Source organism: Streptomyces sp., from assembly GCF_036566765.1.
In the GTDB taxonomy this organism is placed as follows: Bacteria; Actinomycetota; Actinomycetes; order Streptomycetales; family Streptomycetaceae; genus Streptomyces.
Window position 1 is genome coordinate 1 of the sequence record NZ_DATCVQ010000056.1, and the last position, 12,564, is coordinate 12,564.

Below are 12,564 nucleotides of genomic sequence, written 5' to 3' on the forward strand. Positions count from 1 at the left end.
CCCGGGCCCCGCGCCGACGCGGCGCCGACAGACGTGTCGGTCCGCTGTCGACGTCGCGTCGGCGAGCGGGGCGAGGGTGGGCGCAGACACGGCCTCACACCTCAGGAGTACACCCATGACCCCGTCTCTGCCCATCCGGCGCCTCCAGGTCGCCGCCGTCCGCCCCCTCAGCCCGCGGATGACCCGGGTCACGCTGGGCGGGGCCGACCTGGCCGGATTCGCGCTCGCCGGGCCTGACCAGCAGGTCAAGCTGTTCTTCCCGCGCCCGGAGGGAACGACTCCGGTGCTGCCCGAGCACGGCGCGGACGGCGGGGACGGCAGCGACGTGATGCGCTGGTACGCCGCGTACGCGGCGATCCCCGAGGAGCGCAGGCCGTGGATGCGGAGCTACACGCTCCGGGCCCATGACCCGGTGGCCGGGACCGTCGACGTCGACTTCCACCTGCACACCGGGGTCGACGAGGGCCCGGCGGCGCGCTGGGCGCGTACGGCGCGGCCCGGGAGGACCTGGCCGAGGCCCAGGAACGCCTCGACTTGATAGGCAAGTGAGAACTTGCCTATTCTGTGGTCGTGGCCGACGACCTTTTCAAAGCATTGGCCGACCCCACCCGCCGCGCCATCCTCGACGAGCTCACGGAGAAGTCCGGACAGACACTGTTCGAGATCTGTGCGCGGCTGACCATGAAGCATCAGCTCGGGCTCTCGCGTCAGGGGGTCTCCCAGCACCTCGCAGTACTGGAGGCCGCCGGGCTCGTGGAGACCAGGCGGGAGGGCCGCTACAAGTTCCACGACCTCAACACGGCCCCGCTGCGGCAGATCGCCGAGCGATGGCTCGCGCCCGACACATCCGGACCGGAGAAGAGCACCCCATGAAGATCCATCTGACCAGCGTCTTCGTCGACGACCAGGCCGCGGCCCTGCGCTTCTACACCGAGGTCCTCGGCTTCGTGAAGAAGTACGACGTCCCGATGGGCGGGGGCGCCCGATGGCTGACCGTCGTCTCGCCCGACGAGCCCGGCGGCACCGAGCTCCTCCTGGAGCCCGCCGGCCACCCCGCCGTCAAGCCCTACCGCGACACGCTCGTCTCGGACGGCATCCCGCTCGCCCAGTTCGCCGTCGACGATGTGCACGCCGAGTACGCGCGCCTTCGCGGCCTCGGCGTCCACTTCACCCAGGAGCCCCTGGAGATGGGCCCCGTCACCACCGCCGTCTTCGACGACACCTGTGGCAACCTCATCCAGATCGCGACTCAGCCGAAGTAGGCGGTCGACCGCCCCGGCTCGCCCCGGACCAGCGCCGCCGCCTCACGGACGGGGAGCTCGGCGCCCTCCGCGTGGAGCGCGGCGTACCGGCGCGGCGGCAGGGCGGCCCGCGTCTCCGACTCCGCACGGGTGCGGATCGTCGATTCCGTGGCCTCGGAGACCAGGCGGAACGCTGCCTCGCCGGGGTCCGCGCTCAGGGTGTCGTACGCGCCGAGGAGGCGGGCGGCGTCCTCGGCGCGGCCCTCGTGCGCGTACGCCCAGGCCGCGGTGGGGAACTGGCCGATGACCAGGTGCGGGGCGACGAGGTACGCCAGGGTCTCCAACTGCGCGATCGCGCGGGCGAGATGGGCGGCGGCCGAGGCGGTACGGCCGTCGAGGCAGTCCAGCCAGCCGCGCATGCCGCCGGCCATGCCGGTGAACAGCGCCGGGGTGTCGGAGGTGAACGCCTCTTCGAGGCGGTCGAGTCGGGTGCGGGCGAGGTCGGTGCGGCCGGTCTCGCCGTAGTGCTGGATGAGCAGCATCGCGGCCGTGCTCACCGCCTCGACGCCGACCTGCTCCGCCTCGGCTGCGGCCTCGACCAGGGCCTCTTCGGCGGCCTCGCGCGCGGCCGGGTCGGCCGCCGTCCGCAGCCGTACGCCGGCGAGCCGTGCCTTGAAGACGGGCACCTGCGACCAGGCGCGGAGCTCCGCCACGGCGGCCATGGCCCGCTCGAAGTCGGCTGCAGCCTCGGGGAGTCGGCCGGCGCGTTCGTACGCCTCGCCGCGCGCGGAGAGGGCCTCGGCGATCCCCCACGAGTCGCCGGCGGCCTCGAAGAGGGCGAGGGCCCGGTCGGCGTCCGCGCCGCTCCCGCCGAGCAGCTTGGCCCGCATGAGCAGCGCGAAGCCGAGGTCCCAGTCGGGGCCGTGCGCGGCGCAGGAGTCCACCAGGGCGGTCAGGGACTCGCCGAGGGAGCGGTACTCGCCGAGCATGAGGCGGGCGAAGAACCACATGATGCCCGGCTGCCGTCGGTTCTGCGGCAGCCCGGGCCGGTACGCCTCGACGACGGCGGCCAGGTGGGCGCGGTTCTCGGGGGCCTCGAACGCGTTCGCGCCGTCGCCGCCCTGGGCGGCGACGAGCAGCATCCTGGCCCCGCGGCGGGCCTCCCACAGCTGCTCCTCGGACCACGGCGGCGGGCTGTCGACGGGACGCTCGGTGAGCGGGACCGCGGGGCGGACGGGCCGCCGGAACGGGTCGGGGCCGAGGGCGGCGGCCGCGGCGGCCCAGGTGCGGGCGTCGTCCTGGTGGATCCGGAGCTGCCAGAACCAGTTCATGGACAGCACCAGGCACAGCGCGTCCTGCTCCGCGCCGCGCGCGACGGCGGTACGGAGCGCGGCGCGCACGTTGTCGTGCTCGACCTCGAGCCGCGCGAGCCCTGCGCTCTGGGCGGGGCCACGGAGGTCGGGGTCGGCGGCCCGGGCGAGCTCGCGATAGTGCACGAGATGCCGCCCCTCGGTCTCCCCCCGATCCCCCGCCTCGTCGAGCCGCTCGCCGGCGTACTCGGCGACGGTCTCCAGGAGCCGGTAGCGCATCCCCCCGTCGTCCGGATCCGGTGCGGCCACGACGAGCGATTTGTCGACAAGCGCGCCGAGGACGTCGAGGACGTCGCCCCGGTCCCTGCACACCGCCTCCGCCGCCGCCAGGTCGCAGCCGCCGGAGAAGGCCGACAGGCGGCGGAGCACCGTGCGTTCGGGGGCCGTGAGCAGGTCCCAGGACCAGTCGACGACCGCGCGCAGGGTCTGCTGGCGGGGCAGTACGGTTCGGGCGCCGGAGGTCAGGAGGCGGAACCGGTCGTTGAGGCGGTTCGCGATCTGGCGGGGCGTCAACAACCTCAGCCGGGCGGCCGCGAGTTCGATCGCCAGCGGCAGTCCGTCGAGGCGGCGGCAGATCTCGGCCGCCGCCTCCGGGTCGTCCGCGAGGTCGAACCCGGGGTGGACCGCCGCGCCCCGTTCGGCGAACAGCCGGAGTGCGGTCTCCTGCGGCAGCGGTTCGACCGCGCGCACCGCCTCGCCCGGAACGCCCAGGGGCTCCCGGCTCGTCGCCAGGACCGTCACCCCCGGGCAGTGCGCCAGTACCGCCTCCGCCAGCGCCGCCGCCGCATCGACCACGTGCTCGCAGTTGTCCAGCACGACGAGGATGCGGTGGCGTCCGCAGTGCTCGACGAGGCGGGCGAGCGCGTCCCGGCCCGGCTGCTCGGGCGCGCCGGCCCCCGCCCAGAGCTGCGTCTCGCGCGCCCCGAGCGCGGTGAGCACGGCGGCGGGGACGGCGGACCCGTCCCGTACCGCCGCGAGTTCGACGACCCGCACGCCGTCGCGCCAGGCCGCGCCGGCCCGGTCGGCGACCTCCAGCGACAGCCGGGTCTTCCCGACGCCCCCTGCGCCGATGAGCGTCACCAGCCGACGCTCGGTCACCTCCCGCCCGATCGCGTCCAGTTCGCGGACGCGGCCGACGAAGCCAGTAAGCCGGGCGGGCAGGCCACGAGGGTCGCCGGCGGGGTCGGGGGACGCGGTCGGAGACAGCAACTCCGCATGGATTTCCTGGAGTTCAGGTCCCGGATCCGTGCCCAGCCGGTCGGCGAGCAGGCGGCGGACCGACTCGTACGCCTGGAGGGCCTCCGCCGGCCGGCCCGCCGCGCGCAGCGCGTTCAGGCGGAGGGCCTGCAGAGGCTCGTCCAGCGGGTGCTCGGCGGTGAGCGCGGCCAGCGGGGCGAGGGCGGAGGCGGCGCGGCCGAGCGCCACGTCGGCGGCCAGCCGGTCGCGGCGCGCCTCGACGTGCCGGCGCTCGGCTCGTACGACGAGGGGGTCGTCGTCCCGGTCCGGCAGATCGGCGAGGACGGGGCCGTGCCAGAGCCCGAGCGCCTCGTCGAGCAGTCCCGCCGCCCGCCCCGCATCGCCGCCCCGCAGCGCGGACGCGCCTTCCTCCGCGAGCCGCTCGAACCGGAACAGGTCCACGTCGTCGCGCTCCACCGCGAGCCGGTACCCGCCGGGCACGGACACCACGGCGTCCCGCCCCAGCACCCGCCGGGCCCGTCCGACCAGCGCCTGCAGCGCCGGCGTCCGCTCGGCGACCGGAGTGTCGTCCTCGCCCCAGACCAGGGCGACGAGCCCGCCGACGTCCACGCCGCGCCCTCCTGCCGCCGCGAGCGCGGCGACCAGCGCCCGCAGCCGGCCACCGCTGAGCGCCGGCTCGGCCCCGTCCGGGCCGAGCGCACGGGTGGGGCCGAGGATGCGAAGGCGGTACGAGGACGTCACCGCCCCATTGTCCCCGCCGCGTCCCGGCACCTGGTCCCCGCCGCGTCCCAGCACCCGCCCTCAGCGCACCCCGAGCAGGAACTCCAGCGCCAGCTGGTCGAGGCGTTCGAAGGCCATGCCGCGCGCCGCGGCCGCGGCCGCGTCGAAGTCCTCGTACGCCGTCCGGTCGGCGAGCAGCGCGGTGAGGCCGTCCTCTGCGGTGGGTCGGGCCAGTTCGTCGAGGCGGGCGGCCTGCAGGGCGGCGCGGACCTCCGGGTCGGCGCGGAAGGCGGCGGCTCGGGCGCGGAGGATCAGGTAGTTGCGCATGCAGCCCGCGGCCGACTCCCAGACCCCGTCCGCGTCCTCCGTGCGAGGCGGCTTGAAGTCGAAATGGCGCGGGCCCTCGTAACCCGCGGTCTCCAACAGGTCCACGAGCCAGAACGCGGACCGCAGGTCGCCCGCGCCGAAGCGGAGGTCCTGGTCGTACTTGACGCCGTTCTGGCCGTTGAGGTCGATGTGGAAGAGCTTGCCGGACCACAGCGCCTGCGCGATGCCGTGCGGGAAGTTGAGCCCGGCCATCTGCTCGTGGCCGACCTCGGGGTTCACCCCGTACAACTCGGGCCGCTCCAGGCGCTCGATGAACGCGAGGGCGTGGCCGACCGTCGGCAGCAGCAGGTCGCCGCGCGGCTCGTTGGGCTTGGGTTCGAGCGCGAAGCGCAGGTCGTAGCCCTGCTCCGTGACGTACGCGCCGAGCAGGTCGAAGGCCTCCTTCAGGCGGTCCAGCGCGGTCCGTACGTCCTTCGCGGCACCGGACTCGGCGCCTTCCCGGCCGCCCCACGCGACGTACACCCGGGCGCCGAGCTCCGCGGCGAGGTCGATGTTGCGGAGGGTCTTGCGCAGCGCGTAACGCCGCACGTCGCGGTCGTTGGCGGTGAACGCGCCGTCCTTGAAGACCGGGTGGGTGAAGAGGTTGGTTGTGGCCATGGGGACGACCAGACCGGTCGCGTCCAGGGCCTGACGGAAGCGCTTCACGTGGCCGTCGCGGGCGTTGTCCGACGCGCCGAAGGGGATGAGGTCGTCGTCATGGAACGAGACGCCGTACGCGCCCAGGCCGGCGAGGCGGTGCACGGTCTCCACGGGATCCAGGGGCGCCCGGGTGGCGTCGCCGAAGGGGTCTCGGCCCTGCCAGCCGACCGTCCACAGACCGAAGCTGAACCTGTCCTCGGGCACGGGAGTGAAGCGTTCCGTCATCATCGGCCCCTTCATGAGACGCGCATCATGAGACGCGAATTTGTTCATTGCCATGACTAATGATGCAGAGCCGCGCCCCATCCGGGAAGGACCGCGCACGCCCCTCCTCCCCCACGCGCCCGTGCACCCCCCATGCACCGCCGTGCACCCCCGCTGCGTCCGTTCGGAGCAATCCCGTACCGGTCCGGGGCGGACAGTCCGCGCACCGCCATGGCGTTCCCGCCCCGCCGGTTCGACAATGAGGGGGATGACCGACGACGACCGGCGCCTGCCTGCCGGCTCGCCCCCGCCCCCGGCGCCGGACGGGCCGCGCAATGGCGAGATCGGCCCCACCGAGCGGCTCGCCATGAACCGCACGGGCAGTTTCGACTGGGATCTGACGACCGGGACGATCGACATCGACGACCCCGCCCTGCTGGTGTTCGGGCTGGAACCGGACGGCTTCGACTCCCGTCCGGCCTCCCTCACGGCCCATCTCGACCCGGAGGAGCGGACCCGCCTCGAAGCGGTGATCCGCGAGGCGATCGTCAGCGGCCGCTCCTCGTACACCGCGCACTTCCGGATCGAGCGCGACGAGGGCACGCCCCAGTGGACGCACGTCCAGGCGCGCATCCTGCGCGACCCGCAGGGCATGGCGCACCGCATCGTCGGGATCGTCCGGGACGCGACGGCCGAGGTGACGCACTCGGCGTTCATGCTGGAGCTGGAGAAGCGCCGCGAGGTGCAGACCAGCATCGTCGAGCGGACCACGCACGCGCTGTCCCGGGCCGTCACCGTGGACGACGTGACGGCCGCGCTCACCGGCCCGGGCGGACTGGCCAGGCTCGGCGCGGACGGCCTGGCGCTCGGCCTGGTGGAGAACGGCGCCCTCAACATCATCGCGCTGAGCGGCGAGTCCCTGGAGGTCCTCAACGACTTCCGCAGCCGCCGCCTCGACCGGGGGCTGCCGCTGGCGGAGACCGTGCTCAGCGGCCGGCCCCGGTTCGTCACCTCGCTCCCGTCCCTTGGGCGGGACTTTCCGCAGCTGGCCCCGTACCTCGAGCGGATGCGGTTCCGCGCGGCGGCCTATCTGCCGCTGGTGGCCCAGGCGCGGTCGCTGGGCGGAATGGCGCTGTTCTACCGGGGCCGCACGGCGTTCAACGCGGACGAGCGCAATCTCAGCCTCGGCCTGGCCGCGATCGTCGCCCAGTCGCTGCAGCGCGCGCTGCTGTTCGACGAGGAGCGGGAACTGGCCACCGGGCTGCAGGAGACCATGCTGCCGCGCAGGATCCCGGTGATCTCGGGCGGCGAGATCGCGGTGCGGTACCACGCGGCGTGGAGCGGTCGGCAGATCGGCGGCGACTGGTACGACGTGATCTCGCTGCCCCGGGGGCGGGTCGGCGTCGTCGTCGGCGACGTCCAGGGCCACGACACCCACGCGGCCGCCATCATGGGGCAGTTGCGGATCGCGCTGCGGGCGTACGCGGGCGAGGGCCACTCCCCCGCGACGGTGCTGGCCCGGGCCTCCCGGTTTCTCGCCGAGCTCGACACGAACCGGTTCGCGACCTGCACGTACGCCCAGGTCGACCTGAGCACGGGCACGGTCCGCGCGGTACGGGCCGGGCACCTGGGCCCGCTGATCCGGCACACCGACGGCCGGGTGGGGCAGCCGAAGCTGCGCGGCGGGCTGCCGCTCGGGCTTGCGTCGGTGTTCGGCGAGGAGGAGTTCCCGGAGACCCGGCTCGACCTGGTGCCGGGAGAGACGATGGTGCTGTACACGGACGGGCTCGTCGAACAGCCGGGCTCGGACATCGAGTCGGGCATGGAGGCCCTGGCGGCGGCGGTCAGCAGCGGTCCGCCGCAGGCGGAGGCGCTCGCCGACCACCTGTCCGAGCAGCTGTGGGAGCGCTGGGGGCCCGGCGACGACGTGGCGCTGCTGGTACTGCGCCGCAGCCCCGACCCCGGCACGCCGCGGGCGCCGCGGATCCACCAGTACATCCACCAGGCCGATCCGCAGGGTCTTTCGGACGCGCGGGCGGCGGTCGGCCAGGCGCTGCGCGACTGGAACATGGGCGACCTCGCCGACGACGCCGAGCTGCTGACCGGGGAGCTGCTCGTCAACGTGCTGCTGCACACCGAGGGCGGCGCGGTGCTGACCCTGGAGGTGCTGCCGGAGCCGGTCCGCCGGGTCCGGCTCTCGGTGCAGGACCGCTCCAGCGCCTGGCCCCGGCGGCGCACTCCGGGCGAGGCGGCGACCTCGGGGCGCGGGCTCCTGCTGCTCGACGCCCTGTCGTCCCGGTGGGGCGTGGAGCCACGGGGCGAGGGCAAGGCGGTGTGGTGCGAGATCGGTCCGTCGGCGGGGTCGGGGGCCGGGGCGGCGGTCAGCAGCGGCGCGGGCGCCACGTGACGGGAGCTCAAGGGCACGAAGGGAACGGAAGGAAAGCCTCATGGACCCGGTCGCCGCGCTGAACCGCATCGCGTACCTGCTGGAGCGCGCCCAGGAGCCGACGTACCGCGTACGGGCGTTCCGTACCGCCTGCGCCGTGGTGGAGGCGATGGAACCGGGCGAGGCGGAGCGGCGGGCCGCCGCCGGGACGCTGGAGAAGGTGAAGGGGCTCGGGCCGAAGACGGCCGGGGTGGTGCGGGAGGCGCTGGCCGGGCAGGTGCCGGAGTATCTGGCCCGTCTGGAACAGGAGTTGGCGGACCGGTTCGACGTCGGGGCGACGGTCGGCGGGGAGGAGTTGCGGGCCGCGCTGCGCGGGGACTGCCATCTGCACTCCGACTGGTCCGACGGTGGCTCGACGATCGAGGCGATGGGCCGGACGGCGGCGGAGCTGGGCCACGACTGGGCGGTGCTGACCGATCACTCGCCGCGGCTGACGGTGGCGCGCGGGCTGTCCGCGGAGCGGCTGCGCGAGCAACTCGACGTGGTGGCGGAGCTCAACGAGCGCTGGGCGCCGTTCCGGCTGCTGACCGGGATCGAGTGCGACATCCTGCCGGACGGCTCGCTGGACCAGGAGCCCGAACTCCTCGACCGGCTGGACCTCGTGGTCGGCTCGGTGCACTCGAAGCTGCGGATGGAGGCGCCTGCGATGACCCGGCGGATGGTGAAGGCGGTGGGCAATCCACTGCTCGACGTCCTGGGGCACTGCACCGGGCGGCTTGTGACGGGGCAGGGCCGGCCGGAGTCGGAGTTCGACGCGGAGGAGGTCTTCGCGGCCTGCGCCGCCTCGGGCGCGGCGGTCGAGATCAACAGCCGGCCGGAGCGGCTCGACCCGCCGCGCCGGCTGCTGCGGCAGGCGGTCGCGGCGGGCGTGTACTTCGCCGTGGACACCGACGCGCATGCGCCGGGCCAGCTGGAGTGGCAGATCCTGGGCTGCGCGCGGGCCGAGGAGTGCGGGGTGCGGACGGAGCGGGTGATCAACACCTGGTCGGCGGACGAGGTGGTGGAATGGACGCGGACGCGGCGGGCGCCGACGGGCTGAGCCTTCGCGGGTCGTGGTCCGGGTCGATCCGCCCCTTAAGGGCCTGTCCGGCGGACAGGCCCTAGGCATCAACCCGGACCCACATGCCTTCAGTTGCCGGTCGAGCGCCGCCAGACCGTCGTCATGTTGCAGAACTCGCGGATGCCGTGGCCGGAGAGCTCCCGCCCGTACCCGGAGCGCTTGACGCCGCCGAAGGGCAGTGCGGGGTGGGAGGCGGTCATGCCGTTCACGAAGACCCCGCCGGCCTGGAGGTCCCGCACGAATCGGTCGACGTCCGCGTCGTCGAGGGTCCAGACGTTGGAACTGAGCCCGAACGGGCTGTCGTTGGCGACGGAGACGGCCTCGTCGAGGTCGCCTACCCGGTAGAGGGTGGCGACCGGGCCGAAGGCCTCCTCCTGATGGATCCGCATCTCGGGCGTGATCCCGGCGAGGACGGTGGGCCGGTAGAACCATCCGGCCGACCGGTCCTCGGGCCGGCCCCCTCCGCACAGCACCTCCGCGCCCTTCGCCACCGCGTCGTCGACCAGTTCCTCCAGGTCCCGGCGGCCCTGCTCGGTGGCGAGCGGGCCGACGTCGGTGCCGTCGGCCATCGGGTCGCCGACGGTCAGCGCGGCCATCCCGGCGGTGAAGTGCTCGGCGAAGGAGTCGTAGACGTCCGCGTGGACGATGAACCGCTTGGCGGCGATACAGGACTGGCCGTTGTTCTGGACGCGCGCCGTGACGGCGGTCTCCGCGGCGCGTTCGACGTCGGCGGAGGCCATGACGATGTACGGGTCGCTGCCGCCGAGTTCGAGGACGGTCTTCTTCACCTCGTCGCCCGCGACGGAGGCGACGGAGCGGCCGGCGGGCTCGCTGCCGGTCAGGGTCGCGGCGGCCACGCGCGGGTCGCGGAGCACCGCCTCCACCTCGCGGGCGCCGATCAGCAGGGTCTGGAAGCAGCCCTCGGGGAAGCCGGCGCGGTGGAACAGCTCGCCCAGGTAGAGCGCGGTCTGCGGGACGTTGGAAGCGTGCTTGAGCAGCCCGGTGTTGCCGGCCATGAGCGCGGGTGCGGCGAACCGGACGACCTGCCAGAGCGGAAAGTTCCAGGGCATGACGGCGAGGACGGGGCCGAGGGGCCGGTAGACGACGAAGGCGGAGTCCGCCCCGGCGTCCCGGACGTCGGCCTCGGAGGGGCGCTCCTCGGCGAGCAGGGACTCGGCGCGGTCCGCGTACCAGCGCATGGCCTTGGCGCACTTGGCGGCCTCGGCGCGGGCGGCGGCGAGCGGCTTGCCCATCTCGACGGTCATGGTCCGGGCGATGTCCTCGCGGTCCTCGTCGAGCAGCTCGGCGGCGCGGCGCATGAGCCGGGCGCGCTCGTCGAACGAGGTGGTGCGGTAGGTCAGGAACGTCGCGTGGGCGGCGGCGATCCGTCGCTCGACCTCTTCGGGCGTGTGCGGCTCGTACGTCCGGACGGTCTCGCCGGTGGCGGGGTTCACGGTGGCGATGGGCATGGCGTCTCCTCTGCCGACTCGACGCTCCGACCCTCCCCCGGGGCGGGGCCGGGCGCAATCGGGAGGGGGCCGATGGAAACCGCCGTCGCTCACGCCGCCGTGAACCGGGCGCTCGCCGCGCCGCGCAGCCGCCCCGCGGGAAGCCTGCGCCCGTACGCGAGAAGCAGGAGGTCCTGGGCGGTGCCGTGCAGGGGGCTGCCGGTGCCGTACGACCAGTCGAGGTCGGCGGCGCGGAGCTGGACGCCGTCGAGGTCCACGCCGAAGAACCGCAGGCCGCTCGGGCGGATCGTGTCCAACTGGACACGCAACCGGTCCTCGGGGACGCGGCGGTCGTGGCCGAGGGCGACGGTGATGTCGAGGCCGTGCACGACGTCGTGGCCGAGCGCGGCGGCGAAGCCGCCGACCGGGGGCGTCCAGGGGTGGTGGGCGTTGTCCCGCAGGAACGCGGCGAGGTCGCCGGTGGCGTGGGCGGCGGCGTCCCGCCGGGCGACGCGGTCGGTCATCCGGTGCAGGCTGCCGCGCGCCTTGGCGAGCTCGACGAGCGTCGCGGGCAGCGAGAGCCGGAAGCCCATGGACATGTGGGCCGCCACCTCCCGTACCCGCCAGCCGGCGCAGAGGCTGGGCGCGTGCCACTGGGCGTCGTCCAGTCCGTCGAGGAGGTCCGCGAGCTCGCGGCGCTCCGCCGCGATCATGGCCCGGACGGCGGTGTCGTACGCGGTGCGGTCGTTCGTGGCTTCGCTCATGTGATCACTTCGCTCATGTGATCAAGGGTGCGGGCGAGCGGGTGGATAAGTCCAAGAGCTGGATCTGCTCGCACCTAGAATCGATGGTTATGGAACTCCGCCGTCTCCAGTACTTCGTCGCCGTCGTCGAGGAGGGCGGCTTCACGCGCGCCGCAGCCCGGCTGCACCTGTCGCAACCGGGGCTGAGCGCACAGATCCGGCAGCTGGAGAAGGACCTCGGGCAGCCGCTGCTCGACCGTTCCGGCCGGACGGTGACGCCGACGGAGGTCGGCCGGGCCGTGCTGCCGTACGCGCGGGCGGCGCTGGCGGCGGTGGAGGGGGCGCGGCAGGCGGTGGACGAGTACACCGGACTGCTGCGCGGCCGGGTGACGCTCGGGGTCGTGTCGGGCGCGTCCGGGCAGGCCTTCGAACTGCCCGCGCTGCTGGCGGACTTCCGGGATGCGCACCCACGGGTGGAGATCTCGCTGACCGAGGACTCGTCGGAGCGGATGCGGGCGGCGCTGCTGGCCGGGGAGCTCGACGTCGCCCTGCTGGGGACGGCGGACGCGGAGCCGCCGCCGGGGCTCTCGTACCGCGTGGTGGTGGACGAGCCGCTGGTCGCCGCGGTGGCCGCGGCCGACCCGCTCGCCGGGCGCGCGTACGACCCGCTCGTCGGGCGCGGCGAGGTCCCGCTGGCGGAGCTGGCCGGGCGGCCGCTGATCTGTCTGCCGCGCGGCGCCGGCGTGCGCGCGGTGCTCGAACGGGCCTGCGCGCGGGCGGGGTTCGCGCCCCGCGTCGCCTTCGAGGCGGCCGCCCCGCAGGTGCTACAACAGCTCGCCGCCCGCGGCTTGGGCGTCGCTGTACTGCCCTGGGGCGAGAAGGGACCGGTACCGGACGACCTGTGCGTGCTGCACATCGTCCGCCCCGCGCTGCGCGGCCGGGTCGCCCTGGCCTGGCGCTCGGACGGCCCGACGAGCCCGGCGGCCCGGGCCTTCCTCGACCGCCTGCGCGCGACCCTGCCGCCGGCTCGCACGCGCTGACGTCGCGATCAACCCGCCTTCTCGACCGGCCACGATGCGGCGGTGACGGCGGTCGCCACGGCGACCGCC

The 12,564-nt window shown here is 74.4% G+C and carries 10 protein-coding genes; 6 read left to right on the forward strand and 4 right to left on the reverse strand.

Annotated elements, in window-relative coordinates; genetic code table 11:
• Positions 1-115: 115 nt before the first annotated feature.
• From VIU94_RS02845 to VIU94_RS02855, 3 genes are read left to right on the forward strand one after another with little or no spacing between them, the layout of a single operon-like run.
• Positions 116-538 (forward strand): siderophore-interacting protein, encoded by a 423-nt coding sequence (locus VIU94_RS02845; protein WP_331907141.1) that lies wholly within the window; start codon positions 116-118, stop codon positions 536-538.
• 32 nt (positions 539-570) lie between these two features.
• Entirely contained in the window at positions 571-873 is a 303-nt protein-coding gene (locus VIU94_RS02850) for an ArsR/SmtB family transcription factor (RefSeq protein ID WP_331907143.1), read from the forward strand.
• A complete protein-coding gene (locus VIU94_RS02855; RefSeq protein WP_331907145.1) occupies positions 870-1,262 on the forward strand; it encodes a VOC family protein in 393 nt (130 codons plus the stop codon). Before VIU94_RS02850 ends, VIU94_RS02855 begins: the two co-directional genes overlap by 4 nt.
• On the opposite strand, the gene VIU94_RS02860 is transcribed toward VIU94_RS02855, so the two are convergent.
• On the reverse strand, positions 1,250-4,549 hold the full coding sequence (locus VIU94_RS02860; RefSeq protein ID WP_331907147.1) for an ATP-binding protein: 3,300 nt from the start codon (positions 4,547-4,549) through the stop codon (positions 1,250-1,252). The two genes, VIU94_RS02855 and VIU94_RS02860, sit on opposite strands and share 13 nt — an antisense overlap.
• Before the next feature lie 60 nt (positions 4,550-4,609).
• The gene (gene xylA, locus VIU94_RS02865; protein WP_331907149.1) at positions 4,610-5,779 is read right to left on the reverse strand and encodes a xylose isomerase; all 1,170 of its coding nucleotides are present in this window, start codon (positions 5,777-5,779) and stop codon (positions 4,610-4,612) included.
• 247 nt (positions 5,780-6,026) lie between these two features.
• Here xylA and VIU94_RS02870 point away from each other — a divergent pair, with 247 nt between their 5' ends.
• Together VIU94_RS02870 and VIU94_RS02875 are read left to right on the forward strand one after the other, a co-directional pair.
• Positions 6,027-8,165, forward strand: a complete 2,139-nt coding sequence (locus tag VIU94_RS02870; protein WP_331907151.1) for a SpoIIE family protein phosphatase — start codon at positions 6,027-6,029, stop codon at positions 8,163-8,165.
• 40 nt (positions 8,166-8,205) lie between these two features.
• Positions 8,206-9,243, forward strand: coding sequence for a PHP domain-containing protein (locus VIU94_RS02875; RefSeq protein ID WP_331907153.1), 1,038 nt, complete (start codon positions 8,206-8,208; stop codon positions 9,241-9,243).
• 89 nt (positions 9,244-9,332) lie between these two features.
• On the opposite strand, the gene VIU94_RS02880 is transcribed toward VIU94_RS02875, so the two are convergent.
• Together VIU94_RS02880 and VIU94_RS02885 are read right to left on the reverse strand one after the other, a co-directional pair.
• Complete coding sequence (locus tag VIU94_RS02880; RefSeq protein ID WP_331907155.1) at positions 9,333-10,733, reverse strand: NADP-dependent succinic semialdehyde dehydrogenase; 1,401 nt, start codon at positions 10,731-10,733, stop codon at positions 9,333-9,335.
• An 89-nt stretch (positions 10,734-10,822) separates the two neighbouring features.
• The gene (locus tag VIU94_RS02885) at positions 10,823-11,476 is read right to left on the reverse strand and encodes a maleylpyruvate isomerase family mycothiol-dependent enzyme (RefSeq protein ID WP_331907157.1); all 654 of its coding nucleotides are present in this window, start codon (positions 11,474-11,476) and stop codon (positions 10,823-10,825) included.
• Between the two features lie 89 nt (positions 11,477-11,565).
• On the opposite strand from VIU94_RS02885, the gene VIU94_RS02890 reads away from it, so the two are divergent.
• The gene (locus VIU94_RS02890; RefSeq protein WP_331907159.1) at positions 11,566-12,495 is read left to right on the forward strand and encodes a LysR family transcriptional regulator; all 930 of its coding nucleotides are present in this window, start codon (positions 11,566-11,568) and stop codon (positions 12,493-12,495) included.
• The last annotated feature ends 69 nt before the right edge of the window (positions 12,496-12,564 follow it).